At 56.7% G+C, this 26,473-nt stretch carries 30 protein-coding genes; 23 read left to right on the top strand and 7 right to left on the bottom strand.

Features of this window, described 5'->3' with window-relative positions; translation table 11 throughout:
- The 13 genes from flhF to AUK77_RS10270 all read left to right on the top strand — a co-directional run bounded on the left by flhF (position 1) and on the right by AUK77_RS10270 (position 12,046).
- Positions 1-1,299 (top strand): flagellar biosynthesis protein FlhF, encoded by a 1,299-nt coding sequence (flhF, locus tag AUK77_RS10330; protein WP_296129148.1) that lies wholly within the window; start codon positions 1-3, stop codon positions 1,297-1,299.
- A 75-nt stretch (positions 1,300-1,374) separates the two neighbouring features.
- Complete coding sequence (gene fleN, locus AUK77_RS10325) at positions 1,375-2,205, top strand: flagellar synthesis regulator FleN (protein ID WP_296129144.1); 831 nt, start codon at positions 1,375-1,377, stop codon at positions 2,203-2,205.
- On the top strand, positions 2,202-2,948 hold the full coding sequence (gene fliA / locus AUK77_RS10320) for an RNA polymerase sigma factor FliA (RefSeq protein WP_296129142.1): 747 nt from the start codon (positions 2,202-2,204) through the stop codon (positions 2,946-2,948). The genes fleN and fliA overlap by 4 nt, the downstream gene beginning before the upstream one ends.
- A gap of 105 nt (positions 2,949-3,053) precedes the next feature.
- A complete protein-coding gene (locus AUK77_RS10315) occupies positions 3,054-3,428 on the top strand; it encodes a chemotaxis response regulator CheY (RefSeq protein WP_177480012.1) in 375 nt (124 codons plus the stop codon).
- A gap of 19 nt (positions 3,429-3,447) precedes the next feature.
- A complete protein-coding gene (locus tag AUK77_RS10310) occupies positions 3,448-4,236 on the top strand; it encodes a protein phosphatase CheZ (protein ID WP_296129140.1) in 789 nt (262 codons plus the stop codon).
- A 12-nt stretch (positions 4,237-4,248) separates the two neighbouring features.
- Positions 4,249-6,504, top strand: a complete 2,256-nt coding sequence (locus AUK77_RS10305) for a chemotaxis protein CheA (protein ID WP_296129137.1) — start codon at positions 4,249-4,251, stop codon at positions 6,502-6,504.
- A gap of 42 nt (positions 6,505-6,546) precedes the next feature.
- A complete protein-coding gene (locus tag AUK77_RS10300) occupies positions 6,547-7,659 on the top strand; it encodes a chemotaxis response regulator protein-glutamate methylesterase (RefSeq protein WP_296129135.1) in 1,113 nt (370 codons plus the stop codon).
- Complete coding sequence (locus AUK77_RS10295; protein WP_296129133.1) at positions 7,659-8,399, top strand: flagellar motor protein; 741 nt, start codon at positions 7,659-7,661, stop codon at positions 8,397-8,399. The genes AUK77_RS10300 and AUK77_RS10295 overlap by 1 nt, the downstream gene beginning before the upstream one ends.
- A 12-nt stretch (positions 8,400-8,411) precedes the next feature.
- Complete coding sequence (motD, locus tag AUK77_RS10290) at positions 8,412-9,281, top strand: flagellar motor protein MotD (protein ID WP_296129131.1); 870 nt, start codon at positions 8,412-8,414, stop codon at positions 9,279-9,281.
- Between the two features lie 52 nt (positions 9,282-9,333).
- Positions 9,334-10,122: a ParA family protein gene (locus AUK77_RS10285; RefSeq protein WP_296129128.1), complete on the top strand. Its 789-nt coding sequence runs from the start codon at positions 9,334-9,336 to the stop codon at positions 10,120-10,122.
- Positions 10,123-10,209: 87 nt separating this feature from the next.
- Positions 10,210-11,052 (top strand): CheW domain-containing protein, encoded by an 843-nt coding sequence (locus tag AUK77_RS10280; RefSeq protein ID WP_296129125.1) that lies wholly within the window; start codon positions 10,210-10,212, stop codon positions 11,050-11,052.
- A 106-nt stretch (positions 11,053-11,158) separates the two neighbouring features.
- Positions 11,159-11,638 carry a chemotaxis protein CheW gene (locus AUK77_RS10275; protein ID WP_296129123.1) on the top strand — a complete coding sequence of 160 codons (480 nt, stop codon included), beginning with the start codon at positions 11,159-11,161 and terminating at the stop codon, positions 11,636-11,638.
- Positions 11,639-11,641: 3 nt separating this feature from the next.
- Complete coding sequence (locus tag AUK77_RS10270) at positions 11,642-12,046, top strand: DUF2802 domain-containing protein (RefSeq protein WP_296129121.1); 405 nt, start codon at positions 11,642-11,644, stop codon at positions 12,044-12,046.
- Positions 12,047-12,060: 14 nt separating this feature from the next.
- On the opposite strand, the gene AUK77_RS10265 is transcribed toward AUK77_RS10270, so the two are convergent.
- Together AUK77_RS10265 and AUK77_RS10260 are read right to left on the bottom strand one after the other, a co-directional pair.
- Positions 12,061-12,387, bottom strand: coding sequence for an EscU/YscU/HrcU family type III secretion system export apparatus switch protein (locus AUK77_RS10265; RefSeq protein WP_296129120.1), 327 nt, complete (start codon positions 12,385-12,387; stop codon positions 12,061-12,063).
- On the bottom strand, positions 12,384-13,928 hold the full coding sequence (locus AUK77_RS10260) for a flagellar hook-length control protein FliK (RefSeq protein ID WP_296129117.1): 1,545 nt from the start codon (positions 13,926-13,928) through the stop codon (positions 12,384-12,386). The genes AUK77_RS10265 and AUK77_RS10260 overlap by 4 nt, the downstream gene beginning before the upstream one ends.
- 162 nt (positions 13,929-14,090) lie before the next feature.
- On the opposite strand from AUK77_RS10260, the gene ccmA reads away from it, so the two are divergent.
- The 9 genes from ccmA (at position 14,091) to ccmI (ending at position 21,059) form a co-directional block, all read left to right on the top strand.
- Entirely contained in the window at positions 14,091-14,726 is a 636-nt protein-coding gene (gene ccmA / locus AUK77_RS10255) for a cytochrome c biogenesis heme-transporting ATPase CcmA (RefSeq protein ID WP_296129115.1), read from the top strand.
- Positions 14,723-15,394 (top strand): heme exporter protein CcmB, encoded by a 672-nt coding sequence (gene ccmB, locus AUK77_RS10250; RefSeq protein ID WP_296129113.1) that lies wholly within the window; start codon positions 14,723-14,725, stop codon positions 15,392-15,394. Before ccmA ends, ccmB begins: the two co-directional genes overlap by 4 nt.
- Positions 15,395-15,467: 73 nt before the next feature.
- Positions 15,468-16,226 (top strand): heme ABC transporter permease, encoded by a 759-nt coding sequence (locus tag AUK77_RS10245; protein ID WP_296129385.1) that lies wholly within the window; start codon positions 15,468-15,470, stop codon positions 16,224-16,226.
- On the top strand, positions 16,223-16,399 hold the full coding sequence (gene ccmD, locus AUK77_RS10240) for a heme exporter protein CcmD (RefSeq protein WP_296129111.1): 177 nt from the start codon (positions 16,223-16,225) through the stop codon (positions 16,397-16,399). Before AUK77_RS10245 ends, ccmD begins: the two co-directional genes overlap by 4 nt.
- A complete protein-coding gene (ccmE, locus tag AUK77_RS10235; RefSeq protein WP_296129109.1) occupies positions 16,396-16,866 on the top strand; it encodes a cytochrome c maturation protein CcmE in 471 nt (156 codons plus the stop codon). Before ccmD ends, ccmE begins: the two co-directional genes overlap by 4 nt.
- Positions 16,867-16,868: 2 nt before the next feature.
- A complete protein-coding gene (locus AUK77_RS10230) occupies positions 16,869-18,842 on the top strand; it encodes a heme lyase CcmF/NrfE family subunit (RefSeq protein WP_296129106.1) in 1,974 nt (657 codons plus the stop codon).
- Positions 18,839-19,378: a DsbE family thiol:disulfide interchange protein gene (locus AUK77_RS10225; RefSeq protein WP_296129104.1), complete on the top strand. Its 540-nt coding sequence runs from the start codon at positions 18,839-18,841 to the stop codon at positions 19,376-19,378. The genes AUK77_RS10230 and AUK77_RS10225 overlap by 4 nt, the downstream gene beginning before the upstream one ends.
- On the top strand, positions 19,375-19,857 hold the full coding sequence (locus AUK77_RS10220; protein ID WP_296129102.1) for a cytochrome c-type biogenesis protein: 483 nt from the start codon (positions 19,375-19,377) through the stop codon (positions 19,855-19,857). The genes AUK77_RS10225 and AUK77_RS10220 overlap by 4 nt, the downstream gene beginning before the upstream one ends.
- Positions 19,857-21,059 carry a c-type cytochrome biogenesis protein CcmI gene (gene ccmI / locus AUK77_RS10215; protein WP_296129099.1) on the top strand — a complete coding sequence of 401 codons (1,203 nt, stop codon included), beginning with the start codon at positions 19,857-19,859 and terminating at the stop codon, positions 21,057-21,059. The genes AUK77_RS10220 and ccmI overlap by 1 nt, the downstream gene beginning before the upstream one ends.
- Positions 21,060-21,162: 103 nt before the next feature.
- Here the strand turns inward: ccmI and AUK77_RS10210 are convergent, their stop codons facing one another.
- From AUK77_RS10210 to AUK77_RS10195, 4 genes are all read right to left on the bottom strand, one after another.
- Positions 21,163-21,606 (bottom strand): MerR family transcriptional regulator, encoded by a 444-nt coding sequence (locus AUK77_RS10210; protein WP_296129096.1) that lies wholly within the window; start codon positions 21,604-21,606, stop codon positions 21,163-21,165.
- 72 nt (positions 21,607-21,678) lie between these two features.
- Complete coding sequence (locus AUK77_RS10205; RefSeq protein ID WP_296129383.1) at positions 21,679-22,431, bottom strand: VacJ family lipoprotein; 753 nt, start codon at positions 22,429-22,431, stop codon at positions 21,679-21,681.
- Between the two features lie 7 nt (positions 22,432-22,438).
- The gene (locus tag AUK77_RS10200; RefSeq protein ID WP_296129092.1) at positions 22,439-23,737 is read right to left on the bottom strand and encodes a serine/threonine protein kinase; all 1,299 of its coding nucleotides are present in this window, start codon (positions 23,735-23,737) and stop codon (positions 22,439-22,441) included.
- A gap of 102 nt (positions 23,738-23,839) precedes the next feature.
- Positions 23,840-24,412: a hypothetical protein gene (locus AUK77_RS10195; RefSeq protein ID WP_296129090.1), complete on the bottom strand. Its 573-nt coding sequence runs from the start codon at positions 24,410-24,412 to the stop codon at positions 23,840-23,842.
- 87 nt (positions 24,413-24,499) lie between these two features.
- Between AUK77_RS10195 and AUK77_RS10190 the strand changes: the two genes are divergently transcribed.
- Positions 24,500-24,868 carry a hypothetical protein gene (locus AUK77_RS10190; protein ID WP_296129087.1) on the top strand — a complete coding sequence of 123 codons (369 nt, stop codon included), beginning with the start codon at positions 24,500-24,502 and terminating at the stop codon, positions 24,866-24,868.
- On the opposite strand, the gene AUK77_RS10185 is transcribed toward AUK77_RS10190, so the two are convergent.
- A complete protein-coding gene (locus AUK77_RS10185) occupies positions 24,869-26,428 on the bottom strand; it encodes a beta (1-6) glucans synthase (protein ID WP_296129081.1) in 1,560 nt (519 codons plus the stop codon).
- Positions 26,429-26,473 lie beyond the last annotated feature (45 nt).

Here is a 26,473-nt window from a genome sequence, read left to right as displayed (position 1 = left end):
ATGCAGGTCAAACGCTTTTTCGCCGCCGATATGCGCACCGCCATGAAGTTGGTGCGTGACGAATTGGGTGCCGATGCCTCGATCATTGGTAATCGCCGTGTGGCGGGTGGTGTTGAGCTGACCGCCGCCCTGGATTATCAAGTGCCCGCCGCGCCTGCCCGCCAGCCGAACCCTGCTTTAGAAGCTGAATTGCGTAAGACCCAAGCCAAGATTGCGAACGCGCAAGCTGAATTGAGCACGCGCAATCAGCTTGATGCCGGTAAAGATCGTCAACTCTTTGCGCCTGCCGCCAGTTTTTCGCTGGATACTCCGCCTTCCTCACCGCGTACCCAGGCGACGGCGCCAGCGGGTACGGATCAACAAGCCCTGGATGCGATGCGTTTTGAGTTGCACGGATTGCGTGAGTTGATCGAAGTCCAGTTGGGTTCGATTGCCTGGGGGCAAATGCAAAACCGCCGCCCGCAGCAAGCCAACCTCTGGCGTCGTCTGCAGCGTATGGGCCTGCCAGCGGAGATTTCAAAGCCTTTGCTGGAGCGTGTGGCCAATATTGCAGAGCCTCGCCAAGCCTGGGGGATGCTGTTGGCGCATTTGTCGCACGCCATCAAAACACCGGCTCAAGAACCCATGGACGAGGGCGGGGTGATTGCGCTGGTCGGTCCGGCTGGCATGGGCAAGACCACAACCCTGGCTAAACTGGCCGCGCGTTACGTCCTCAAGTTTGGTGCGCAGCATATCGCGCTGGTTAGCCTAGATAGCTACCGCATTGGCGCTCAGGAGCAGATCAAGACCCTGGGGCGCATTCTGAATGTCTCCGTGACACTGGTTGATCCTGGCCAATCCTTGACTCAGGCATTGGCTCCGCTGGCACGCAAGCGTGTGGTGTTAATCGATACGGCCGGCTTGCCGGCAAACGATCCAGCCTTGCGTATGCAACTGGAAAGCCTGGCTGGTCGTGGGGTCAACGCAAAAAATTATTTGGTTATGGCATCAACCAGTCAGGGCCAAGTGCTGAAAGCCGCCTACCATAGTTATAAGCGCTGCGGTCTGGTGGGCTGTATTGTGACCAAGGCAGACGAGGCAGCCAGTCTGGGTGAGGTTTTAGGGCTGGCTATTACTCAGCGTCTACCGGTAGCCTATCTCACTGATGGGCCTGCAATTCCTGATGATTTGCACGTACCGCGCAGTCATCAATTAGTCAGTCGTGCAGTAGGGCTGCAGGCTGCAGAAGACCCAAGTGAAGATACGATGGCGCAGATGTTTGCCGGCCTCTACCAACAACCCACGCAGTGTGTCAGTTAGCGCGTGGTTTGTTGGTTAAACCGTGCTTAGCCGGCCAAGTGGCTCCAGTCGAAGTTAGACAAGGTGTTAGAAGATATGGGTATGCATCCCGTACAGGTGATTGCAGTAACCGGCGGCAAAGGTGGCGTCGGTAAAACCAACGTCTCAGTGAATCTGGCGTTGGCGTTGGCTGACCTGGGGCGTCGGGTGATGCTCATGGACGCTGACCTGGGCCTGGCCAACGTCGATGTACTGCTGGGGTTGACGGCCAAAAAGACACTGGAAGACGTTATCAGCGGCGAGTGTGATCTGCGTGATGTGCTTCTGCAGGGGCCGGGTGGTGTGCGTATCGTACCTGCCGCTTCCGGTATTCAGAGCATGGTGCAGTTATCGCCCATGCAGCACGCCGGCCTTATTCAAGCCTTCAGTGAAATCAGTGACAACCTTGACGTGCTGATCGTTGACACTGCCGCCGGTATTGGCGACGGCGTGGTGAGTTTCGTGCGGGCCGCTCAGGAAGTGCTGGTTGTTGTGTGTGATGAGCCCACCTCGATCACTGATGCCTACGCCCTGATTAAGCTGCTCAACCGTGATCACGGTATGACACGTTTCCGGGTGTTGGCCAACATGGCCCACAGTCCGCAGGAAGGTCGCAATCTGTTTGCTAAGCTGACCAAAGTGACTGACCGTTTTCTCGATGTATCCCTGCAATATGTGGGTGCCATCCCCTACGACGAGTCAGTGCGCAAAGCCGTGCAGAAACAGCGCGCGGTTTATGAAGCCTTTCCGCGTTCGAAGTGCTCGCTGGCGTTCAAAGCCATTGCTCAAAAAGTTGACGCCTGGCCATTACCGGCCAATCCACGTGGGCATTTGGAGTTTTTTGTTGAGCGTCTGGTGCAGCAACCGATTGCGGACACCGCCATATGACAGCAGCCTCTGGACTTCGTATGTATAGCAAGGCACAGGCGCAAGATTCTCAGCACCAATTGATCGAGCGCTATGCGCCGTTGGTCAAACGCATTGCTTATCACCTGTTGGCCCGTTTACCGGCCAATGTACAGGTTGATGATCTGATTCAGGCCGGCATGATCGGCCTGCTTGAAGCGTCAAAAAAATACGATTCCAGCAAGGGCGCAAGCTTTGAGACATTCGCCGGTATTCGTATCCGCGGATCCATGCTTGACGAAGTGCGTAAAGGCGACTGGGCACCGCGTTCTGTTCACCGAAATAGCCGCATGGTTAGTGATGCTATTCGATTAATTGAGGCCAGAACGGGTCGAGATGCTAAAGATCAAGAGGTTGCGGCCGAACTCCAATTGAGTATCGAGGATTACTACGGCATTCTTGGCGACACTTTAGGCAGCCGCCTATTCAGTTTCGACGACCTGTTACAGGACGGCGATCAAGGAGGGCTGGGTGAAGACGCTGGCAGCAACCACCATGAACCCTCTCGTGATCTGGAAGATCAACGCTTTCAAGCAGCTTTGGCCGATGCAATCGCCCAACTGCCAGAGCGCGAGCGTCTGGTGTTAGCGCTATATTACGATGAAGAATTAAATCTTAAGGAGATCGGCGCAGTTCTGGGGGTTAGCGAATCACGCGTAAGCCAGCTACACAGTCAATGTGCAGCTCGTTTAAGGGCCCGTTTGGGCGACTGGCGTGCTCGCTGAGTGACAATTGTTACTCGCTCAATCTAGAGCCGGTTTCACGATTAAAAGCGTACACAGGTTGCTGGGTGCGTTTGGGACTGTACGGAGGTCGACTTGGACAAGAATATGAAAATCCTCATCGTTGATGATTTTTCAACGATGCGACGGATCATCAAGAACCTCCTGCGTGATTTGGGGTTCACCAACACGGCAGAGGCCGACGACGGCACCACAGCCTTGCCTATGTTGCAAAGTGGCAGCTTCGACTTCCTGGTTACCGACTGGAACATGCCTGGCATGACCGGTATTGACCTGCTGCGCGCCGTGCGAGCGGACGACCGTCTGAAAACGCTTCCCGTGTTGATGGTTACGGCTGAAGCCAAGCGTGATCAGATCATCGAAGCAGCTCAGGCTGGGGTTAACGGTTATGTAGTTAAACCGTTTACTGCCCAGGTTCTGAAAGAGAAGATTGAGAAGATCTTTGAGCGGGTCAACGGCTGATGTTTGCCACGAGGGTGCTATGGAACATAAAGATTCCGTTCAAGGTGACCTTGAGTCGACCCTGAAATACAACGCTCGCCAGCTGGTAGACAGCCTGGAGCAAGGCAATTTTGGTGAAGCGGTACAGCTGATACATGAGCTTAATAAAGCCCGCGACCGCGGCTTGTACCACGAGGTCGGTAAGCTGACCCGTGAGTTGCATAACGCCATTGTCAATTTTCAACTTGACCCTCGGGTGCCTCACGCCACCGAAGTTTCACAAATTACTGATGCTACCGAGCGGCTGAACTATGTAGTGACGCTGACTGAGAAGGCAGCTAATCGCACCATGGATTTGGTCGAGCAGAGTGCGCCAATGGTGCATGAACTCAGTGATGAGGCGCATAACCTGAATGCCGAGTGGGGCCGGTTTATGCGCCGCGAAATGAGCGCGGACGGATTTCGTGAGCTTGCCAAGCGTGTTGAGTTGTTTCTCTCTCGCAGCGAGCGAGATGGCGCCAAACTCTCCTCTAACCTGAACGATATTCTCCTGGCCCAAGATTTCCAAGATCTGACCGGGCAGGTGATCAAACGTGTTACCCAGCTTGTTACAGAAGTTGAAAGCAATCTGCTGAAACTGGTGCTTATGGCCAGTCAGGTTGATCAGTTTGCTGGCGTTGAGCACAACCATGAGTTGCTTCGTGCTGAACAAGAAAAACAAAAAGAGCCTTCACGTGGTGAAGGTCCGCAGATTCATGCCGATAAGCGTGAAGACGTCGCATCTAATCAAGATGATGTTGACGACCTGCTTTCCAGCCTAGGATTTTAGGAGCACGTCTATATGAGCTTCGGCGCCGATGAAGAAATCCTCCAGGACTTCCTGGTAGAGGCCGGCGAGATTCTTGAACTTTTGTCCGAGCAGTTGGTAGAGCTTGAAAGCCGCCCGGACGACATGAATCTGCTCAACGCCATTTTTCGCGGGTTTCATACCGTCAAAGGTGGTGCTGGGTTTCTCCAACTCAACGAGTTGGTTGAATGCTGCCACATCGCTGAAAACGTTTTCGACATCCTGCGCAAGGGTGAGCGGCGCGTAGATTCCGCCCTGATGGACGTGGTCTTGGAAGCGCTGGATGCCGTTAATGGCATGTTTACCCAAGTGCGTGAGCGTTCTGACCTTACTCCGGCTACGCCAGCACTGCTTGCAGCTCTGGCGCGCTTGGCTGAGCCAGCAGGTGCCGAGGAAGTTGTTGAGGCTCAAGTCCCTGACGAACCCGAGCCTTGCGTAGAAGACGTTGAGCCGACTGTTGATATGGCGTCTGGCGACATCACTGACAGCGAGTTTGAGCAGTTGCTCGGCGCTCTTGAAGCTGAGCCAGTTGCTGCGGTGGCGGCGGCACCAAGCAGCGATGAGATTACTGATGACGAGTTTGAGTCGCTCCTTGATCAGCTTCACGGCAAAGGTCAATTCGTAGCAGAGACCAGCGCGCCTGCAGCACCTGCTGCCGTCGTGTCCAGTCCTGCTCAGCCTGCTGCCGGCAGTAGCGATGAAATTACAGATGATGAGTTTGAGTCGCTGCTTGATCAGCTTCACGGTAAAGGACAGTTTGTCCCTCCGCCTGTTGCACCTGAACCGCCTCCCGCTGCAGCTAAGGCTGGGCCCGTAACGGCTGGCGGCAGTGATGACATTACAGATGATGAATTTGAAGCTCTGCTTGATCAGCTGCACGGCAAGGGCAAGTTTGTTGAACCCGAGGTTATTGCTCCGGTAGCGCCTACGCCTGTTTCTAAACCAGTAGAAGCATCTAAACCAGTAGAAGCACCTAAGCCTGTAGCCAAGCCGGTTGAAAAACCTGCGGCCAAGCCCGAACCCGTCCGTGCCTCTGCACCTGCACCTGCACCAGTGGCCGAGAAGGCTGCGCCACCCAGCGAGGCAGAAACTACTGTTCGGGTTGATACCGCTCGCTTGGATGAGATCATGAACATGGTCGGTGAGTTGGTGCTGGTGCGTAACCGTTTGGTTCGACTTGGCTCCAGCAGTCCAGATGAAGCGATGTCCAAAGCAGTGTCTAACTTGGACGTGGTGACGGCTGACCTGCAAACCGCGGTGATGAAAACCCGGATGCAGCCGATCAAAAAGGTTTTCGGTCGATTCCCTCGTCTGGTTCGTGACCTTGCGCGCAGCTTAAAGAAAGAGATCAATCTGGAGTTGGTCGGCGAAGAAACCGACCTCGACAAAAACTTGGTTGAGGCATTGGCCGACCCGCTGGTGCACTTGGTGCGCAACGCAGTTGATCACGGTATTGAAACACCTGAGGAGCGTGAAGCTTCAGGCAAACCACGCGGCGGTAAAGTCGTGCTTTCAGCTGAGCAGGAGGGTGATCACATCCTGCTGTCGATTTCTGATGATGGTAAAGGCATGGATGCGGATGTACTGCGCGCCAAGGCTGTCGAAAAAGGCCTGCTCGATAAAGACGCTGCTGACCGTCTCAATGAATTTGAGTGCTACAACTTAATTTTTGCTCCGGGCTTCTCGACCAAAACCGAGATATCTGATGTGTCAGGCCGTGGCGTTGGCATGGACGTGGTGAAAACCAAGATTTCTCAGCTCAACGGCACAGTTAACGTGTTCTCGGTTCAGGGGCAGGGCTCGAAGATTGTTATCAAAGTGCCGCTTACCTTGGCGATCATGCCAACTTTGATGGTCATGTTGGCCAACCAAGCATTTGCCTTCCCGCTGGTTAACGTGAACGAGATCTTCCACCTCGATCTTTCGCGTACCAACGTTGTTGATGGTCAAGAAGTGGTCATCGTGCGCGACAAGGCCCTGCCATTGTTCTACCTCAAGCGCTGGCTGATTGGCAGCGCCGCACATGTTGAGCAAGGCGAAGGGCATGTGGTGATTCTGACCGTGGGCAGCCAGCGTATCGGCTTTGTGGTTGATCAGCTTGTAGGTCAAGAAGAGGTAGTCATTAAACCTTTGGGCAAAATGCTGCAAGGCACTCCCGGCATGTCTGGCGCTACCATTACCGGGGATGGTCGAATCGCTTTGATTCTAGATGTGCCAAGCATGCTTAAACGTTACGCGCGGCGTATGTGATATTCGCGATGCAGGTATTAGTCGCATCGTTGAGGAGTGTTTATGGCTGTTAAGGTGTTGGTGGTTGATGATTCCGGTTTTTTCCGCCGGCGCGTTTCGGAAATTCTTTCAGCCGATCCGAACATCCAGGTAGTCGGCACGGCTACCAATGGCCGGGAAGCCATTGAGCAAGCGCAAGCGCTCAAGCCAGACGTGATTACCATGGATTACGAGATGCCAATGATGGATGGCATCACGGCTGTGCGTAACATCATGCAGTCTTGTCCGACGCCCGTTTTGATGTTCTCGTCGCTTACCCATGAAGGCGCGCGCGTAACGCTTGATGCGCTTGAGGCGGGGGCGGTTGACTTCCTGCCGAAGAACTTTGAAGACATCTCGCGCAATCCAGAGCGAGTTAAACAGTTGCTCTGCGAAAAGATTCACACCATTGCGCGCAGCAACCGTCGCAGTTTTAGTGCCCCGGCCCCAGCACCGCTTATGCCGGCTAGCGCTGCTAACAAGCCAGTGGCGCGACCTGTCCCAGCGCCAGCTGTTGCAGGGCGTCCTGCTGCAGCCCAGGCGGCTGTTGCAAACAGCCCGGCACCTAAGCGAAAGCCTTACAAACTGGTTGCAATAGGTACTTCAACAGGTGGCCCGGTTGCACTGCAACGGGTGCTGACACAGTTGCCGGCCAATTTTCCTGCGCCGATTGTGCTGATTCAACATATGCCGGCTGCATTTACCAAAGCCTTTGCAGAGCGCCTTGATAAGCTTTGTCGCATCAATGTCAAAGAAGCCGAGGACGGTGACATCCTTCGTCCAGGTTTGGCACTGCTCGCGCCAGGCGGGAAGCAAATGATGGTGGATGCCCGCGGTATGGTGAAGATTCTTCCGGGTGACGAGCGTCTGAACTACAAGCCGTGTGTGGACATCACTTTTGGCTCTGTGGCCAAGTCATATGGCGACAAAGTGCTAGCTGTGGTTTTGACGGGCATGGGCGCTGATGGGCGTGAAGGTGCGCGCTTGCTCAAGCAGGGCGGGAGCCAAGTGTGGGCGCAAGATGAAGCGAGTTGCGTGATTTATGGCATGCCTATGGCTATCGTGAAGGCCAACTTGGCAGATGCTATTTACCCTCTGGATGATATTGGCAGGCATATTGTTGAGGCCTGCGGTTAATGGATGTACTAAGCCTTATTGGCGTCATCCTGGCATTTGTGGCCATTCTTGGCGGCAACTACTTGGAAGGTGGTCATGCGGCTGCGTTGCTTAACGGCCCTGCGGCGCTGATTGTTATCGGCGGTACGTTAGGCGCTGCATTTCTGCAGGCACCGGTACATGTTTTTAAACGAGCTCTCGCCATACTCAGTTGGATTTTCTTCCCCCCCAAGATCGATCTTATTGGTGGCATTAATCGTGTAGTTGGCTGGAGCATGACTGCGCGTAAAGAAGGTTTGCTTGGGCTTGAAGCCGTTGCCGATGCCGAGCCTGATCCCTATGCCCGCAAAGGCCTGCAACTTCTGGTAGATGGCGCGGAGCCCGAAGCCATACGCAGTATTCTTGAAGTGGATTTGTACACTCAGGAAGGCCGAGATATTCAGGCTGCCAAAGTTTACGAAAGCATGGGCGGTTATGCGCCAACCATTGGCATCATCGGTGCTGTTATGGGCTTGATCCATGTGATGGGCAATCTGGCTGACCCCAGCATGCTTGGCAGCGGTATTGCTGTGGCTTTTGTGGCCACCATTTACGGTGTTGGTCTTGCCAACCTCTTGCTGCTGCCTATCGGTAGCAAGCTCAAAGCCATCGCACAGCGCCATTCGCGTTATCGCGAGATGCTACTTGAAGGCATCTTGTCGATTGCTGAAGGGGAAAATCCGCGTTCCATCGAATTAAAGCTGCAAGGCTTTATGGATTGATGGGGACAGGATATGGCCCGCAGGCGTCACCAAGAAGAACATGAGAACCACGAGCGTTGGCTAGTTTCCTACGCCGACTTCATAACCTTGCTGTTTGCCTTTTTCGTGGTGATGTACTCGATCTCTTCGATCAACGAAGGCAAATACAAAATTCTTTCGGACAGCCTCACAGGCGTGTTCAACCAACCTGACCGTGCAATTCAGCCCATTCCTGTCGGTGATGAGCGGCCGCGAACTACGGAGCCGGATCGATCCTTGGTGGATGAAGACAGAACGCTATCGGCCGCGGACTCCTTGGAAAGCATCGCCAATAGCGTGCGTGAGGCGTTTGGTGATCTGATTCAGTCAGAGCAACTCAAGGTCAGCGGTAATGAGCTGTGGATTGAGATCGAACTCAGCTCCAGTCTTCTTTTCACCAGCGGTGATGCGGTACCTAATAATGCTGCGTTCGATATTATTGAGAAAGTGGCCAAAATTTTGGCGCCTTTTGAGAACCCAATACACGTAGAAGGCTTCACCGATAATCAGCCCATTCAAACGGCGCAGTTCCCGACCAACTGGGAGCTTTCTACAGCGCGCGCGGCCAGTATCGTGCGAATGTTGGCCATGGATGGGGTTAACCCTAGTCGTTTGGCCGCGGTAGGCTATGGCGAGTTTCAACCTGTTGCGGATAACGATACCGCGGAGGGGCGAGGGCGAAATCGGCGGGTAGTCCTGGTTATTTCTCGAAATCTGGATGTGCGCCGCAGCGTGAGTGGCGTCGGCAGTGCCAATGCCAAGCCAGACGCCGCCTTACAGCGTGCTGGCACGCAACCTGCTTCGGCCCCTGCAGCGCCGGCCCCGCAAGCGGGTTCCGTCAATCCCCCGTCGCCAGCTCAATGAGTGCTGGCACCGTTCTCGGTCTGGTTTTAGCTGCACCGGGAGGATGAATACGATGAGAGTCTGGGCAGTAGCCAATCAGAAAGGTGGTGTCGGAAAAACCACCACATCAATCGCACTGGCCGGTTTGCTGGCTGATGCTGGAAAACGTGTTGTGGTTGTGGACCTCGACCCGCATGGGTCCATGACCAGTTATTTTGGTCACGATCCAGATACCCTTGAACACAGCTGTTTTGATTTGTTTCAGCACTCAGGCGGTGTGCCCAGCGATTTGCCCAAGCAGTTGCTGCTGCAAACCAGTCATGAACGCATCTCACTGCTGCCATCAAGCACCGCACTGGCCACGCTTGAGCGTCAATCGCCAGGTAAGAGTGGGCTTGGGCTGGTTATTGCCAAGAGCCTTGCACAGCTCTGGCAGGACTATGACCACGCGGTGATCGACAGTCCGCCGTTGCTTGGTGTGTTAATGGTTAATGCGCTGGCAGCCAGTCAGCAGTTGGTGATACCCGTTCAGACGGAGTTTCTGGCGGTTAAGGGGCTGGAACGGATGATCAATACCCTGGCGATGATTAATCGCTCGCGACAACAAGCATTGCCTTACACCATCGTGCCGACGTTGTTTGATCGCCGTACTCAGGCGTCCATGGGTACGCTTAGGGTCTTGCGTAACACCTATCCGGAACACCTCTGGCCGGCTTATATTCCGGTTGATACCCGTTTACGTGATGCCAGTCGGGCAGGGCTCGTGCCCTCAAACTTTGATAGCAACAGCCGGGGTGTGATTGCTTACCGCGCGCTGCTTAAACACCTGCTGTCGCAGCAAATTGCGGCACAGGTCGCTTGAGTTGAACAGCTATGCTGAAGATTGGGGCTCAAGTCTGTCGCACGCGCGGCCGATAGTCTTAAGAGATTGTTATTGCAGGTTGTCTTCATGAGTCGTCCATTGGTTACCGCTACACGCTCGCAACTGGCCTTGCAGTCTTATTTGGACGGCTTGTTGCAGGATGCTGCCATTGAATTGGCTGACAGCGCGACCCTGGACGAGTTCGAGGCTGCTGTACTTGAAGAGCAAGTACGCGATGCGCGCATGATCAAGCAGGTCGCGCCCATGAGCAAACCGGTCATGGAGTTAGCCCGAAGGCCGCTTATTTTGCCGACCATCGAGATGCCTGCGCTGCAAGTGGTTGTGGCGCCCAGTGTGCCGGCGCTTGAACAAGTAAGCGACGTGCAGGTCGTGGTTGAGGTGGCCGAATCAGTACTGCAGCACTCGGCACTGACCGAGTCCGCTCTGAGCGGTCGTCCTGATTGGGCCAGTGAGTCATTTGAATGTCTGCTGTTTGATGTCGCAGGCCTTACTCTGGCTGTCCCTCTGGTGTGTTTAGGCAGCATCTATCCTTTGCAAGGGCAGGAGTTGACTCCCTTATTTGGTCAGCCGGACTGGTTCCTCGGCATATTGCCGTGTCAGGCGGGTAATCTGAAGGTGCTGGACACTGCGCGTTGGGTGATGCCTGATCGCTACCGCGATGACTTTCGCGATGGCCTGCAGTACGTCATTTCTATCGAAGGGTATGAGTGGGGGCTGGCGGTTCACCAAGTCAGCCGGTCGATTCGGCTTGATCCCAAAGAGGTTAAGTGGCGCAGTCAGCGTACCCAGCGGCCTTGGTTGGCTGGAACGGTGATTGAACATATGTGCGCTTTGTTGGATATCACAGCCCTGGCGGAGTTGATTGCCAGTGGTGCGACCAAGCGTATGGCAGCCGGTCGGGTGCATTGAGTAATACGCTGGCTGTGCGAGGTTGGCAGCTTTGCAACTATAGTAATGACAGCGGGGTATACACCCGCGATCGCCGCCGCGAGCGGTTCATGACGAGGCTAGGAACATGAAGAAAAGTTCGGCACAAGGTTCTGAAGATCCGATTCTGCAATGGGTGACTTTCCGTCTGGATAACGAAACCTATGGCATCAACGTGATGCAGGTCCAAGAAGTATTGCGTTATACCGAGATTGCCCCTGTGCCTGGTGCGCCAAGTTATGTGCTGGGGATTATCAACCTGCGCGGCAACGTGGTTACGGTGATCGACACGCGTCAGCGCTTTGGCCTTGATTCGAGCGAAGTGACCGATAACACGCGTATTGTGATCATCGAAGCCGACAAGCAGGTTATCGGTATTCTGGTCGACAGCGTGGCCGAAGTGGTTTATCTGCGCCAGTCGGAAGTGGAAACCGCGCCAAACGTTGGCAACGACGAGTCTGCCAAGTTCATTCAAGGCGTGTGCAACAAGAATGGCGAATTGCTGATTTTGGTTGAGCTCGACAAGATGATGAGCGAGGAAGAGTGGTCCGAGCTGGAGGGCTTCTAAGCCATGCTCGAGGCACTGCTGGTCGCGCTAGCCCTAGTCTGTCTGGGGCTTGTGGCTGCGTGCATCTGGTTGACCAAGCAACTGCGGCATGCCGTGAGTGTGCAAGGCGAGCGTGACGCTGTGCGCGATCGTCGCCTCAAGGAGTTGAGTCGGCGATTGGATGCTTACCTGACGGGCAGTGTGCAGATTGGTGAAGAGTTGTATGAGCTAAGGCGAGTGGTGGCACCCTTGCCTGACAAGCTAAATCAGATTGAGCAGCGCGACCCTAGCAGTTTGTCGTTCACTCAGGCGGCGCGCTTGGCCGGTATGGGCGCTAGCGTTGAAGACCTGACTCAGTCCTGCGGGTTGAGCCAGGCTGAAGCCGAGCTAGTCAGCAAAATGCATCAGGCCAAGTTGCAGCGTTCCTGATTACTCGACCGCCTTTAATGGTCGGGGCCTTCCAATAAGCGCAACGGTGGTGTCACGTCGTTGTCGCGTGTATTGCCTGCCGGGCATTTCCCTTTTAGATACCAAGCGAAGGCGATTATTTCTGCGATGCAGCGATACAGCTGTTCGGGTATGGCTTCACCCAGTTCGAGGCGTGCCAACAGTCGAACTAATTCAGCATTTTCATAGATCGGCACTTCGCATTCGCGGGCAATGGCCAGAATGGCTTCTGCCAGTTCGTCATCACCTTTTGCGCTGAGTGTGGGGGTATTTTTGCCGTCATAGGTGAGGGCGATTGCCTGGCGAGGTGTGTTTTTCTTCATGCAGTTTCATCCACCCAGCGTTGTTCCAGGCTGGTGCGGGGGCCGCGCGGTGGGGTGCCTTGCCGACAGGCCAGATCGCCCACTTGCAGGCCTGCCTCATTAAGTCGTTGGCGCAGATGATCCAACTGCCCGTCAATCAGTTGTACGGTGCTCATGCGTTCGGCCCACAGCTGGCTTGTGAGGCGGCTATGAATTAACTGAGCCTGCACTTGCAGGGGCCCAAGCGGGTCGAGATCAAATGCCAGTTCGACTTTCCACAGCGTTTCCTTCTTGTCGGGCTTGTCCTGTGCGTTTTTGTCCTCGCGCTGGATCTTCACCTGCAGGGGCACCAACTCCTGCTGATTACGCATGGGCAACTCCAGTTGCCAGGTGGTCAGTAGGTTGCCATCTGGGCCGATTTGGCTTTGTGCGAGGCTCGATAATTGATGGGTCTGCAGGCGTGAAATGGCGGCGGCGGCAAGTTTCAACAGCGCTTCGAGATCAGCTTCGCCATCCATGGTTTGCAGCAGACGGGAGGGCAGGGGGAAGTTAAGCGCCTGCTGACGGTTGCTGGCTTTGCCCAGGCTGTTTAACAGGTCTCGCGCCAGGGCTGGAATTGCCTGTGCTAGTGAGCCGCCTGCCGTCAGGCTGGCCAGCGGTGTGCCAGGTTGTAGGTTGGGCAGCAACTGGCTAATCAACCGTAGCAGGTTGGCTTTAAGGTCGGTGCTCAAGGGGTGTCCCTGCCCAGTCAGTAGTTTGCTTTCAAGCAAAATGCCGCTGTTTTCCATGGCTGAAGCGAGGCCTTTGGCTGTGCTCAATTGGTCGGCGTCAGGCAGGTTGGCAAAGAGTTTGTCGATACTGGTGCGCAGTCCTTCGCTGGCCTCAGCATTACCCCGCAAGCTTTGCAGGGCGCTGAAGAGGTTCTCCAGCGAGCCTTGTTTGTTGCTCTGTAAGCCCAGTTGTTGGCTGAGTACGAGCTGATCGAGACGACCGCTCAGGGGCAAAAAACTTAACGCCTGGTTGCCTTGCACCTGGGCGCTTAGCAGGCTGCCGACTGGCAGTGGAAGGGGGGTTTCCAGCGACAGTTTGCTTCCTGCCAACGGGGTGTTGAGCAGGTTGAGCAATACTTTATAAATCACCTGTTGCGCACGATCCTGTGGCATCTGCTCGCGACTGATCACCTTGCCTTGCAGCAAGGTGCCGACCGGTAGTTGATTAAGGTCCAGGCTGGTCAGGGGTTTCTCACCGCCCGTTAACGCCGACAGTGCCAGGCTGGTTGCCGATAAAGCCGTCACCGTCATGCTGGTGCCTTGCATCAGTGGGCGATTGCTTTGCGCTTCCAGTGTGGTTTGACGTCCATTTGCCAACGTCAGCTTTAGCAGCAACTGAAAGCTCTGGGCGACTTCCTTGAGGGCTATGACTTCAGCTTTGGCGCTCTCGCCACTGCTCAGAATACCTTGCATCGGTTGTAGCAGCTTAACTGCCATGTCTGCCGCTGCAGGTGAAACACGGCTGCTGGCAGATGCTGGCGGTAGTGGGCGTGGACTACTGATTTCGCTCATTAACGGGTTACACCCTGTCGAAAATGCCCGCTGCGGCAGGCAGGTCAGGGCATGTATAATCGCGCCCCGACTGAGCTGGCGCGCGTTCAATGTGCCTCAGTATAGCGGCCAAGACTCTGTCGACTTAAACAGCTTTTGCCATTCCTCTTAGGTGCCGATGCTTTGACCAGCCCTCTTCTTGAAGCCGTGGCACTCACCTGTGAGCGTGACTGGCGCATGCTGTTCGAGCGCCTGGAGTTGCAACTGGAGCCCGGTGAGATGCTTCAGGTGGTGGGGCCCAATGGCAGTGGCAAGACCAGTCTGCTGCGTTTGTTGGCCGGATTGATGCAACCGACGGCCGGTGAGGTTCGCTTGCAGGGCCGCGCCCTCACAGAGTCGCGCACAGATTCAGCCCTTAACTTGTTGTGGATCGGTCATGCAGCCGGTATCAAAGGCTTGCTCACCGCTGAAGAGAATCTCACTTGGCTGTGTGCGCTGCATGAGCCTGCCTCACGCGAGGCGATCTGGCAGGCGTTGGCCGCCGTAGGCCTGCGCGGTTTTGAAGATGTGCCTTGCCACACCTTGTCCGCCGGTCAACAGCGTCGCGTGGCACTGGCGCGTCTTTACCTGCCTGGGCCATCGCTCTGGGTGCTGGATGAGCCGTTCACCGCGTTGGATAAGGCGGCAGTCGCTCAGCTTGAACAGCATTTGGCGGCGCATTGCGAGCGGGGCGGTCTGGTAGTGCTAACCACTCATCATGAATTAACGGTCAAACCCGCCGGTTACCGCGAGCTTGATCTGGGGCAGCGCAGCGTATGAGCAATGTTTTTACCCTGCTGCTGGCTCGTGAAGCACGTGTGCTGTTCCGGCGTCCCGCAGAGTTGGCCAACCCACTGGTTTTCTTTGCCATTGTGATTGCGCTCTTTCCGTTGGCGGTTGGCCCTGAGTCGCAGTTGTTACAAACCCTTTCGCCTGGCTTGGTCTGGGTGGCCGCGCTTTTGGCTGTATTGCTCTCGCTAGACGGGCTCTTTCGCAGTGATTTCGAAGACGGCTCACTCGAACAGTGGGTCCTTTCGCCGCACCCCCTGGCTCTTCTGGTTCTGGCCAAGGTGCTGGCACACTGGCTTCTGTCGGGCTTGGCGCTGGTGTTGTTGGCTCCGCTGATGGCGCTGATGTTGGGCTTACCAGGGCGCTGTCTGCCGGTGCTGCTGATTTCTCTGTTGTTGGGCACTCCGGTGCTCAGTTTGTTGGGCGCGGTGGGTGCCGCTCTGACCGTCGGGCTCAAGCGTGGCGGTGTGTTACTCGCCCTGTTGATTTTGCCGCTGTACATCCCGGTGCTGATCCTTGGCAGCGGTGCGTTACAAGCCAGCCTGCAAGGATTGCCGGTGGCCGGCCACCTGTTGTGGCTGGCCAGCCTCACTGCATTAGCAGTGACCTTGACACCTTTCGCCATCGCCGCCGGTCTTCGGATCAGCGTCGCTGAGTAGATAATAAGCCTGAATGGCCGCTCGGATCTGACGCTTGCGTGCGTCGGATTCAGCCCTAGCACTGATGAGTAATCTGATGAACTGGATGTGGTTTCACAAGCTTGGCTCGCCTAAATGGTTCTATGAAATCAGCCGCCTTTGGCTGCCTTGGCTCGCTGTCAGCGCGATTTTGCTGTTAGTGACCGGTCTGGTCTGGGGGCTGGCCTTCGCGCCCCCGGATTATCAGCAGGGCAACAGCTTTCGCATCATCTACATCCACGTGCCAGCCGCATTCCTGGCGCAATCCATCTACATCATGTTGGCCATCGCCGGCACGGTTGGGCTGGTGTGGAAGATGAAACTGGCGGATGTGGCCCTGCAGCAAGCCGCGCCCATTGGCGCCTGGATGACGGTTATCGCGCTGGTCACCGGCGCGATATGGGGCAAGCCCACTTGGGGCACCTACTGGGTGTGGGACGCGCGCCTGACCTCCATGCTGATCCTGTTGTTTCTCTACTTCGGCGTGATTGCCTTGGGCAATGCCATTACCAACCGCGACAGTGCAGCCAAAGCCTGTGCGGTGCTGGCCATCGTTGGCGTGGTGAATATTCCGATCATTCAGTACTCGGTGGAGTGGTGGAACACCCTGCACCAGCCGGCCACGTTCAGCATTGTGGCCAAACCCGCCATGCCGTTTGAAATGTGGATGCCGTTGTTGATCTCGGTGCTGGGGTTCTACTGCTTTTTTGGTGCCGTGCTGCTTATGCGCATGCGCCTGGAAGTACTTCGCCGTGAAGTCCGCAGCAGTTGGGCAAAGGCCGAGATCAAGGCGCAAGTGGAGAAAGGCCTATGAGTTTTGCCAGCTTTAGCGAATTTCTGGCCATGGGCACCCATGGACCGTTTGTCTGGACCTGTTATGCCATCAGCCTGGCTGTGTTGGCCCTTAATGTGGTGCTGCCGATTCTGGCGCGCCGACGTTTCCTGCAAGATGAGGCGCGCCGTATGCGCCGGGAGGAGTTGAAGTGAATCCTGTGCGCAAGAAACGCCTGTATGCCGTCATGGCTTTGGTGTCCGGTGCGGGTATAGCGGTGGCCTTGGCCCTCAGCGCCCTGCAGCAGAATATCAATCTGTTTTATTCACCGACCCAGATTGCGGCCGGTGATGCCCCTGAAGAAGTCCGTATTCGGGCCGGTGGATTGGTTGCCGTGGGTTCGGTAAAGCGCTCTGATAAATCGCTGGATACTGACTTTGTGGTAACCGATGGCGTGGCCAACGTGACCATCCGTTACAACGGCATTCTTCCCGATCTGTTTCGTGAGGGGCAGGGCATCGTTGCCATGGGCAAGCTGAATGATCAGGGCGTGTTAATCGCCGATGAAGTGCTCGCCAAGCATGATGAAAACTATATGCCACCCGAAGTCATGCAGGCGCTTGAGCAAAGCGGCATGAAACAGCAGCACGATGCGGCAAACGCCGCTAAGCAGGGGTACTGATAATGATTCCTGAGCTCGGCCATTTGGCCATGATTCTGGCGCTGTGTATGTGCTTGGTGCAGGCCACCTTGCCATTGATCGGTGCCTGGCGTGGTGACCGTCTGTGGATGAGTCTCGCGCGACCGGCAGCGTGGGGGCAGTTTGTCTTTCTGCTGATTTCCTTCGCCTGCTTGACCTATGCCTTTATGGTCGACGATTTCACCGTGGCCTATGTGGCCAACAACTCCAATACCGCGTTGCCGTGGTACTACAAATTCAGTGCCGTCTGGGGTGCGCATGAAGGCTCACTGCTGCTGTGGGCGTTGATTCTGGCCGGCTGGACCTTTGCCGTGGCGATTTTCTCGCGCCAGTTGCCGGAAGAAATGCTGGCCCGTGTGTTGGCTGTGATGGGCATTATCAGCATTGGTTTCCTGCTGTTTTTGATCGTCACCTCCAACCCGTTTGAACGCCTGATCTTCAACGCACCGGCCGACGGCCGTGACCTCAACCCGCTGCTGCAGGACTTCGGCCTGATCGTTCACCCACCGATGCTCTACATGGGCTATGTCGGTTTCTCGGTGGCCTTTGCCTTTGCCATCGCCGCGTTGCTAGGCGGTAAACTGGACGCCGCTTGGGCGCGCTGGTCGCGGCCATGGACGCTAGTCGCCTGGGCTTTTCTTGGTATTGGTATCGCCTTGGGTTCGTGGTGGGCGTATTACGAACTTGGCTGGGGCGGCTGGTGGTTCTGGGACCCGGTTGAAAACGCCTCATTTATGCCCTGGTTGGTCGGCACAGCCTTGATTCACTCACTGGCAGCGACGGAAAAACGCGGCGTGTTTAAAAGCTGGACCGTGTTGCTGGCCATTGCCGCGTTCTCCCTGAGTTTGCTGGGCACCTTCCTCGTCCGTTCCGGCGTGTTGACCTCGGTGCACGCGTTTGCCAGCGACCCGGAACGCGGCGTGTTTATTCTGGCGTTTCTGCTTCTGGTCGTGGGCAGTTCGCTGGCCCTGTTTGCCGTGCGTGCCCCGGTGGTTAAAAGCCAGGTGGGCTTTGCCATGTGGTCGCGGGAAACCTTCCTGCTGATCAACAACATCATCCTGGTGGTGTCTTCGGCGATGATTCTGCTGGGGACTCTGTACCCACTGGTGCTGGATGCGCTGACCGGTACCAAGCTGTCGGTAGGTCCGCCTTACTTCGACGCGCTGTTTGTACCGCTAATGGGCCTGTTGATGGCGATGATGGCGGTGGGTGTAATGGTGCGCTGGAAGGACACACCGCTTAAGTGGCTGACCAGCATGCTGGTGCCGGTACTGATCACCACCGCCGTGTTGGCCTTTGCTTTGACCTTCCTGCATGGCGAGTTCCGCTGGTCTGTGCTGGGTGTGTGCTTGTTGTCGCTCTGGGTGGTGTTGGCCGGGTTGCGTGACATCCGCGAGAAAACTCGCCACAAAGGCTTGCTCAAAGGGCTGCCGAGCCTGACTCGAAGCTACTGGGGCATGCAGGTCGCGCACCTGGGTATGGCGGTGTGTGCGGTGGGGGTGATCCTTACCACTGTGGGCAGCTTCGAGCGCGATATGCGTATGTCGCCGGGTGATTCGGTCGAGATCGGCGGTTATCGCTTTATTTTCGAAGGGGCTGAGCACTTTGACGGGCCGAACTTCAGCTCCGATAAAGGCACCGTTCGCGTGCTGCAAGACGAGCGCGAAATTGCCGTGTTGCACCCGGAAAAACGCCTCTACACCGTGCAACAAACCGTGATGACCGAAGCGGGTATCGATGCGGGCATCACCCGTGATCTGTTTGTGGCCCTCGGTGAGTCACTTGAAGGCGGCGACTGGGCTGTGCGCGTACACATCAAACCATTTGTACGCTGGATCTGGCTGGGCGCTTTGTTAATGGGCTTGGGTGGTTTGCTGGCTGCAGCTGACAAACGTTACCGCATGAAAGTGCGTACCAAGGTGCGTGATGCACTGGGCATGGCCGGAGCGCGGGTATGAAACGGTTAATCCTGCTGGTGCCTTTTCTGGTGTTTCTGGGCATGGCGGTGTTTCTCTATAAGGGGCTGTTTATGGACCCCTCAGAGCTGCCGTCAGCCCTGATTGGAAAGCCTTTCCCGGCATTCGCACTGCCCGCGCTGGATGACCCACAACGCACGGTGACGGAGGCTGATCTTAAGGGCCGTCCGGCACTGGTAAATGTCTGGGCCACTTGGTGCCCGTCGTGTCGGCATGAGCACCCGGTGCTTAATGAGTTGGCCAAGCGCGGCGTGCTGATTCATGGCGTCAACTACAAGGATGATCGTTCGGCGGCGCAAAAGTGGCTGCGTGAACTGCACAATCCCTATCAGTTGAACATTGAAGATGCCAAAGGCAGCCTGGGCCTTGATCTGGGCGTGTATGGCGCACCGGAAACCTTCTTCATTGATGCGCAGGGGATCATCCGCCATAAGTTTGTCGGCACCATTGATGAGCGCATCTGGCGTGAGCAGTTAGCGCCCATTTATCAGTCACTGGTTGATGAGGCAACGCCATGAAAGCGTGGATCAGCATTGCATTGTTAACCGCCGTTCTCGCCGGCAGCGTACAGGCGGCCATCGACACCTATGAGTTCGACTCTGAGGCCGATCGTCAGCGCTACCGCACCTTGGTCGAGGAGTTGCGTTGCCCCAAGTGTCAGAACCAGAACATTGCCGACTCTGACGCCCCCATCGCCATGGACCTGCGTGAGCAGATTTTCCGCATGTTGGAAAAGGGCGAGAGCGATCAGCAAATTGTCGACTTTCTGGTCAGTCGTTATGGCGACTTCGTTCTCTATAAACCGCCAGTAACCGGTCGTACGCTGCTGCTGTGGTATGGCCCGGCGATCTTCCTGGGGGCGGGTTTTGTGCTGCTCGGTTTTATCGTGCTGCGTCGGCGCGGCTCATCGGCGACAGCGGCCAATGGCCTGTCTGCTGATGAAGTGCAACGCCTTAAAGCGCTGCTTAATCAATCGTCCATGGATAACAAAGACTGATGATCGAATTCTGGTTGTGCGCCGGTCTGCTGTTGCTGACGGCTTTGGCCATCTTGTTGCTACCTGTGTTGCGCGGTCGCGGCGTCCAAGCCGAGGAAGACCGCACGGCATTGAACGTCACCCTGTATCAGGAGCATCTGCAGGAGTTGCAAGCACAGCATGCCGCAGGTGCATTGGATGATAAGCAATTGGCGGGCGCGCGTGACGAGGCTGCTCGTGAATTGCTGTCCGATACCGAGGGTGCTCAGGCGTTGCCGGTTAAACGCTCCCTGGGGCGTGCCGTGCCGCTGATTTGTGCGTTGCTGGTGCCCGCACTGGGTGTTGGGCTGTACATGCATTGGGGCGTGATTGATGAGGTGGAGCGGGCCCGCACCTTTGTTGAACAGCCTAAGACCATCGAAGAGATGACTGCACGCCTGGAAGAGGCCACAGAGAAGAATCCCGACTCGGCGGAGAGTTGGTATTTCCTCGGTCGTACCTATATGGCGCAAGAGCGTCCGGCTGAAGCTGCTGCCGCGTTTGAACGTGCCGTCGCAGTAGCTGGCCGCGAGCCGGAGCTCTTGGGGCAATGGGCTCAAGCTTTGTATTTTGCCGGCAATAAACAGTGGACTGATCAACTACAAACCATGACGGATGACGCCCTCAAAGGCGATCCGGCTGAAGCCACCACGCTGGGTTTGTTGGGCATTGCCGCGTACGAGGGCGGTCAGTACCAGCGCGCCATCGAGTACTGGCAGCAACTGGTGGCGGTATTGCCGGTTGAAGACCCGTCGCGTCAGGCCATTGAGGGCGGCATTGAACGTGCCCGCCAACAACTGGGTATTGCCACGCCAGACGCCGCGGTGACCAACGTGCCGGGTATTACGGTCAAGGTCGAACTGGCGCCTGAGTTGAGCGATAAAGTTCAACCGGGTGATGCGGTGTTCATCTTTGCCCGCGCGGTTTCCGGCCCGCCGATGCCGCTGGCGGTCAAGCGTTTGACCGTGGCCGATTTGCCCGCCGAGGTCAGCCTGTCGGATAACGATGCGATGATGCCGCAGCTGAAAATCTCTGGCTTTGAGCAGGTGCAACTGGTGGCGCGTATTTCGCGCAGTGGCAACGCCACCGCAGGCGAGTGGATCGGCAGCAGCCAGCCGATTGCCAGCAAAACCACAAACCTACAGCAATTGCGCATCGACACGGCGGATACGCCAACACCCTGATACCGGCACCCAGCGGCAGCCTGTTCGGCGCAGCGTTTAAACAAACGCGCCGAATGCGCTGCCGTTTTTTATGGGCAGTGCGACCGAAGAACGTTATTCGGTTTTAATGTGCCGGGCAGGGCGTCGCAGGCCGGCGTTCAATGTCGGTTTCGAATGCTTCGATGAGTCGGCACAGGGGTTGGCCTTCTGCCGAGCATTGATCCGCATGGTTCCACTGTTCCACGGCTTGGTGCATGACCGCCGCCAGGCGTTGGCACTCGTCAATGTGCGCCTGCAGCGCGCTTAATCGCTCATTGAGCAGTTCGCGCACGTCGCTGCAGGGCGCGCGGTCATGCTCGGCGCTGCTGAGAATGCGCTGGATATCCTTGAGGCTAAACCCCATGCGCCGCGCGCGGGCAACAAAGCGCAGGCGCTGCAGGTCCGTGGCCGCGTATTGCTGGTAACCGTTTTGCGGGTCGCGCGTGGGCTTGAGTAGGCCCAGCGCGGTGTAGTGGCGCACGGTATCAGCGCTGACAGCGGCTGCTTTGGCCAGTTGGGCAACGTGCATAATCACTCTCCAGAACCTTATGGCCGCATCAGGTTAAAACCTGTGGGCGGCCCTTGGGTCAAGCGTGCATGGCTATTCGGCAATCTGCAGCTTGCGGGCCTCATGGTAGAAGAAGCGAATCTTCTCGTATTCGAACGGTGAGTTGAGCTGACCGTAACGGAAGTTCACCGTGGAGCGTTGATCAACCACTTCCAGCAGGGTGATTTCTGGGTGATTGCTACTGGCTTCGGCCACGTTGAGCCAGTTGACTTGGTTCTTCACGCTGAAATCCACCAGCAATCCGCCGGTATCACGCAGGTTGGACGGCCCTAACAGCGGCAGCATCAGGTAGGGCCCTGACGGCGCGCCATAAAACCCCAGGGTTTGGCCGAAGTCTTCCTTCTGTTTGGGCAGGCCCATGCGCGTCGCCGGGTCCCATAAACCGGCTACCCCAATGGTGGTGTTAAGCAGCAGCCGCGCGGTGGTTTGTGCCGTGCGCTTGCCTTTGAGTTGCAAGGCGCTGTTCAGCGCATTGGGCACATCGCCCAGGTTGCTGAAAAAGTTGCTGACCCCGCTCTCCACCAAGTTGGGGGTGATGGTGCGATAACCATCGACAATCGGCAGAAAAACCCACTCATCAAAGCGGTAGTTGAAGTGATAAACGCGGCGGTTCCATGACTCCAACGGGTCGTAGACGCTCAACGCGTTGAGCGTGGCGCGTTCAAATTCGCGCTCGTCCAAGCCGGGATTGAATTTCAGGTTCTGCAGTGGGCGTTTGAAGCCGTCTTCGTCGGCCGCCAGTGCCCAGTGAGTGTGCAGCAGCAAGGTAAGAGTCAATACCAGCAGGGTCGGCTTAGCCACGGAAGAACTCCAGCATGTCGTTGCTATTGACGCGGTAGTTGAGGTTGCCGCAGTGACCGCCCAGCGGATACACCGTCAACCGGTCGCCGAAGGTGCGCCGCAGAAAGCCCAGATCGCCTGGGCCAAGAATCATGTCGTCGGCGTTGTGCATGACGGCGATCTTGCTGCTGGTTTTCAGGTAGTCAGTCAAAGCATAAAGGCTGACCTGATCAATCAACTGCGTGATGCTGCCGCCGTCATAGCGTGCGCGCCACATGGGAATGAGTTGTTCAGTCAGGTAGCAGTCAAAGTCGCATTGCAATGCGCGTTTGAAAAATGGGGTGAGGCTGGTGCCTTGGCTGATCGGGTAGCTGACGGGCGTTATCAGGCCGCGTCGGTTGATCAGGTCGGAGGTAAACGCAATGTCGGCAGACGAAAAACGGAAGGCGGTGCCAATCAGCATGGCCATCTGTTCATCGGTGAGTTTTTCTTTGGAGTTCTGGAAGTCATAGAGCAGGGCGTCATTGATGTCGACATAGCCCTTCTCCTCGAAATAGCGCGTCAGCTTGCCAAGTACCAACTCAAAGTAGGTGGTGCTGTCATCAATGCCGGTCACTTGGGTTTGCACCAGCCGGTCCAAGTTGGTGACCGAGGTGTAAAGGTTGACTGGCGGATTGAGCAGCAGCACACGTTTGAAGTTGAAGCTGCGCCGGGTTTCGTCCAACTCGCTGACAAAGGCCGCCTGCAATGCGCCCAGGCTGTAACCGGTTAGGTGGAATTCACTGACGTTAAGGCGTGGATGCTGCGCGCGCACGGCCTGCATGGCGCGGTACAAGTCGTCGGCATCGTCGCGCGTGATCCCCGGCGTGGCAAAGCGCGAGGCGGCCGTCATAAAGTCGTAACTGGTCGGCGAAGACAGCTGCACCACATGAAAACCTGCACCGTAGAACAGCTTTTTCAGGTATTCCGGGGTGCTGCTGGCGTAATGCGCCCCGGTACCCGCGATGATAAAGATCAGCGGTGCCTGCCCGGATTGTTTGGCCAGGCGATAGCGCATTTTGGTCACGGGCCAGAAGTTGTCCGGCACTTCAAATTCACGCTCCGGACGCAGCTTGACCTGGTAGTCGCTCTGGTTGATGTCGGCGTCGACCGGCAGGGCTGGGCGCAATTCAGGGGGCGTGGTGGCAATGGTCGCTTCAAAGGCGTTGGTCAGCGGAAAACCATAGCTGTTGGGATCGACATCAGTTGCCCAGGCAGGGGCAATAAAGGCCAGGCTACTGAGCAAGGCGAGCAGGCGTAGGCGTTGCGACATGGTGATATCTCTAAGGCGCTGTTCTGGGCTGCGAAGGGGCAAGTGGCTCGATTTGACCACAGAACCTGTTGCAAGTGCGGCTTGAAGCGCCTGAACTTCAGGTCAGGGCAGCACCACCAATTGCTCAACCCAGATCAACTCGCAGGCCCCTTCACCGATGTCTTCACGGCTCAGTGAGCTGACCCAGCGATAACCATCGTCACCTTCGACGCTGACCAACTGGCCGCTGAGCTGAATCTGCTGGTCTGTTTTAAGCTCTGCGAGGGTTTTGGCCACCTCTGCATTGGCGGGTATCAAGTGCATGTTGGCGCTGTGAATTTCGATTTGTCTGCGCTCAATCGGCAAGTGTTCAGCGCGCCAGAAATACCAGCGATTACGTTGGCTGATGCTGATGTGCCGGAGCACTTGAGGGTCGGCCATTGGCCCCCAGCCCAACGCTAGGTCGGTGGGCGAGAGTTTTGCGCCGCGGTCGAAGTAGTAGTTCTCGCGGCGTAAAACGCGTGCCTTTAATGAAAAGGCTTGCAGTGCGCGCAGGTTATTTTCGCCCACGCGCCAGGTGCCGGTGCTGGTGGAGACGCCGGATGGCAGACGATTGGCGTCGGGCAGCACGATCACCCACAGCATCCACAGGGCGAGCAAGCCAGCGACAGCGATAATTAGGCGGCGTATGAGCATGTGAGCAGTGTAGCGATTGCGCTGGGGGATGTTATCCGCAGCGGAGAGGCTTATCCTACGCAGCCATTTTTATTGCCTGAGTTACTTATGCCACGCTACTTATCGCTGATTCTGGTGTTGATTGTTGCTGCGTTGAGCTTGTTGGCCAGTCTAGTGCTGCGTTATCAGGTGATGGAGAACGAGGTGTGGGTGGGGCTGTGTGTCACCGACCCCACACAATTAGGCTGTGAGGTGCGCGCACTCTTCGGCTGGCTGATTCATTTTCGTGTGCTGTCACTTGGCGCCCTCGGCATTGCGCTGATGGCGTTTGTGCTGCCAGATCCATGGGGCCGCAGACTGGCAGGCCCCGCATTGATCCTTGGCTTGCCAGCGCTGGTGTTGTACAGCGCCAGCCTTGCTGTGTTTGCCGTTGTGCTGGCGTTGTTACGTCTGATTCGTGCGCCTAAGGCGACCTGATCAGGCGGTGCGCCTTGTGGTTCGCAGGCTGCGCCACAAGGCCGCTACCAGCAGGCTGCAGGTCAGGGCCCAGCCCACTGCTTGCAGGTTGCTCAAGGTCTCTTGATACAACTGCGGCGCAATGCCTGCACCCACCAACAGAGCCAGCAACGCGACCTCGCGCCGATAACCACTCACCGGCCAGCACAGGTAGCCCACTGCTGGCAGCAGCAGGGCTGCGCTGGGGAAACTGCGATAACGCGCGTCCATAACCAGTGCGAGCATCATCACGGCGCCGGCAAACCCGCTTAGCACCAGCCACAGCGCGGCTTTACTGGACAGCCAATGGCTGAGCTTGCCGCGCCAGCCTGTCGGTTGACCGAGGGTGAGCGCGAGTTGACTCAAAACCAACAGGTTGAGCACGATCAACGCCCCAGCCCATAACCACTCACCGACGTAACGGCTGGTGATCAAGCTCAGTTCGGCGAACAGGCCGATGCACGCCGCACCCAAGCCCGCGAGCAAGGGCAGCAGGAGCGCAGTACGCGTGGAACGGGGGCGGCCTGCTAACAGCAGCGTCGCGGTAAACAGCGCCAGGCTTGTGCCCAGCCAGAAAGGCCAGTGCGGTAAGTTGGATACGGACCCGGCGAGCACCGACTTGTCCTGGCGGTTGGCGTCGTAAAGCCCCCAGTAACCGCCGACAGCCCCTTCGCTGGCACGCTTCCATGGTTGATCGAAGGCCTCGATCAGGTTGTAGCGCCAGCCGTTTTCTTCTGCCAAAGCGACAAAGCCGCGGATGAACTTAGCCTGGTTGACCAAGCTGGGTACGGCGGTTTCGCGCTGGCGACCTTCACTGGGCCAGCCCGTTTCGCCAATAAAAATCTCTTTGGGTGCGTAGGCCGCGCCAAAGGTCTTGCGCACCTCAGCCACCTCATGCAGGGCGCTTTCAATGCCCGCCGGGTTGTCTTCCCAGTAGGGGAGCAGGTGGATGGTGATGAAATCCACCGCCGGTGCCACTTCTGGATGCTTAAGCCAGAATTCCCAGACATCGGCGTAGGTCACGGGCTGCTTGATCTGCGCCTTGACCTGTTCGATCAGTGTCACCAATTGTTCGGCGGTGACCTCTTTACGCAGCAGCGCCTCATTGCCAACGATCACCGACTGAACAACGTCAGGATGGGCGTTGGCGACTTTGATCAGGCCGGCAATCTCGGTGGCGGTATCCGCCGGGTTGCGACTCACCCAGGCGCCGACCATTAACTTCAAGCCGTACTTGCGGGCCATATTGGGCAGCTCTTCCAGCCCCGTAACCGAATACGTGCGCAGGCACTCGAAACGCTCGGACAGCAAGGCCATATCCGCTTCCATGCGCTCGGGGCGCAATTTCAGCGGCTGATCAAAGGGCGATTGGTCCTTATCGAACGGGGTGTAAGAGGCGCACTGCAGCTTGTGCGTGGGCGTGGCGGCATCGGCTAACTCAACGGGTTGGCCGATGTAAAACCACAGACCAAACAGCGCCATTAACGACACCATCAAGGTCAGTAAGTAAGGTGCAGCGAAGAATCGAGAAGTGGCTGGCATGATCGTGCGCGGTCGATGAGTGAGGCGCGCATATTAGCTGATTGC

The sequence above is a fragment of the Pseudomonas sp. Ga0074129 genome, from assembly GCA_001465025.1.
GTDB lineage: Bacteria > Pseudomonadota > Gammaproteobacteria > Pseudomonadales > Pseudomonadaceae > Aquipseudomonas.
Note: the sequence above shows the minus strand (reverse complement) of the source record. Positions and strands in the feature narration are given on the sequence as shown.

Coding starts and splice junctions, on each gene's coding strand:
- AUK77_RS10260 (WP_296129117.1), bottom strand. CDS start 13,928: ATGAGCGAAATCAGTAGTCCACGCCCACTACCGCCAGCATCTGCCAGC.
- motD (WP_296129131.1), top strand. CDS start 8,412: ATGGCCCGCAGGCGTCACCAAGAAGAACATGAGAACCACGAGCGTTGG.
- flhF (WP_296129148.1), top strand. CDS start 1: ATGCAGGTCAAACGCTTTTTCGCCGCCGATATGCGCACCGCCATGAAG.
- AUK77_RS10200 (WP_296129092.1), bottom strand. CDS start 23,737: ATGTCGCAACGCCTACGCCTGCTCGCCTTGCTCAGTAGCCTGGCCTTT.
- AUK77_RS10195 (WP_296129090.1), bottom strand. CDS start 24,412: ATGCTCATACGCCGCCTAATTATCGCTGTCGCTGGCTTGCTCGCCCTG.
- ccmI (WP_296129099.1), top strand. CDS start 19,857: ATGATCGAATTCTGGTTGTGCGCCGGTCTGCTGTTGCTGACGGCTTTG.
- AUK77_RS10275 (WP_296129123.1), top strand. CDS start 11,159: ATGAAGAAAAGTTCGGCACAAGGTTCTGAAGATCCGATTCTGCAATGG.
- AUK77_RS10305 (WP_296129137.1), top strand. CDS start 4,249: ATGAGCTTCGGCGCCGATGAAGAAATCCTCCAGGACTTCCTGGTAGAG.
- AUK77_RS10280 (WP_296129125.1), top strand. CDS start 10,210: ATGAGTCGTCCATTGGTTACCGCTACACGCTCGCAACTGGCCTTGCAG.
- AUK77_RS10230 (WP_296129106.1), top strand. CDS start 16,869: ATGATTCCTGAGCTCGGCCATTTGGCCATGATTCTGGCGCTGTGTATG.
- fleN (WP_296129144.1), top strand. CDS start 1,375: ATGGGTATGCATCCCGTACAGGTGATTGCAGTAACCGGCGGCAAAGGT.
- AUK77_RS10190 (WP_296129087.1), top strand. CDS start 24,500: ATGCCACGCTACTTATCGCTGATTCTGGTGTTGATTGTTGCTGCGTTG.
- ccmB (WP_296129113.1), top strand. CDS start 14,723: ATGAGCAATGTTTTTACCCTGCTGCTGGCTCGTGAAGCACGTGTGCTG.
- AUK77_RS10285 (WP_296129128.1), top strand. CDS start 9,334: ATGAGAGTCTGGGCAGTAGCCAATCAGAAAGGTGGTGTCGGAAAAACC.
- fliA (WP_296129142.1), top strand. CDS start 2,202: ATGACAGCAGCCTCTGGACTTCGTATGTATAGCAAGGCACAGGCGCAA.
- AUK77_RS10265 (WP_296129120.1), bottom strand. CDS start 12,387: ATGAAGAAAAACACACCTCGCCAGGCAATCGCCCTCACCTATGACGGC.
- AUK77_RS10225 (WP_296129104.1), top strand. CDS start 18,839: ATGAAACGGTTAATCCTGCTGGTGCCTTTTCTGGTGTTTCTGGGCATG.
- AUK77_RS10315 (WP_177480012.1), top strand. CDS start 3,054: ATGAAAATCCTCATCGTTGATGATTTTTCAACGATGCGACGGATCATC.
- AUK77_RS10185 (WP_296129081.1), bottom strand. CDS start 26,428: ATGCCAGCCACTTCTCGATTCTTCGCTGCACCTTACTTACTGACCTTG.
- AUK77_RS10310 (WP_296129140.1), top strand. CDS start 3,448: ATGGAACATAAAGATTCCGTTCAAGGTGACCTTGAGTCGACCCTGAAA.
- AUK77_RS10300 (WP_296129135.1), top strand. CDS start 6,547: ATGGCTGTTAAGGTGTTGGTGGTTGATGATTCCGGTTTTTTCCGCCGG.
- AUK77_RS10220 (WP_296129102.1), top strand. CDS start 19,375: ATGAAAGCGTGGATCAGCATTGCATTGTTAACCGCCGTTCTCGCCGGC.
- ccmD (WP_296129111.1), top strand. CDS start 16,223: ATGAGTTTTGCCAGCTTTAGCGAATTTCTGGCCATGGGCACCCATGGA.
- AUK77_RS10295 (WP_296129133.1), top strand. CDS start 7,659: ATGGATGTACTAAGCCTTATTGGCGTCATCCTGGCATTTGTGGCCATT.
- AUK77_RS10270 (WP_296129121.1), top strand. CDS start 11,642: ATGCTCGAGGCACTGCTGGTCGCGCTAGCCCTAGTCTGTCTGGGGCTT.
- AUK77_RS10210 (WP_296129096.1), bottom strand. CDS start 21,606: ATGCACGTTGCCCAACTGGCCAAAGCAGCCGCTGTCAGCGCTGATACC.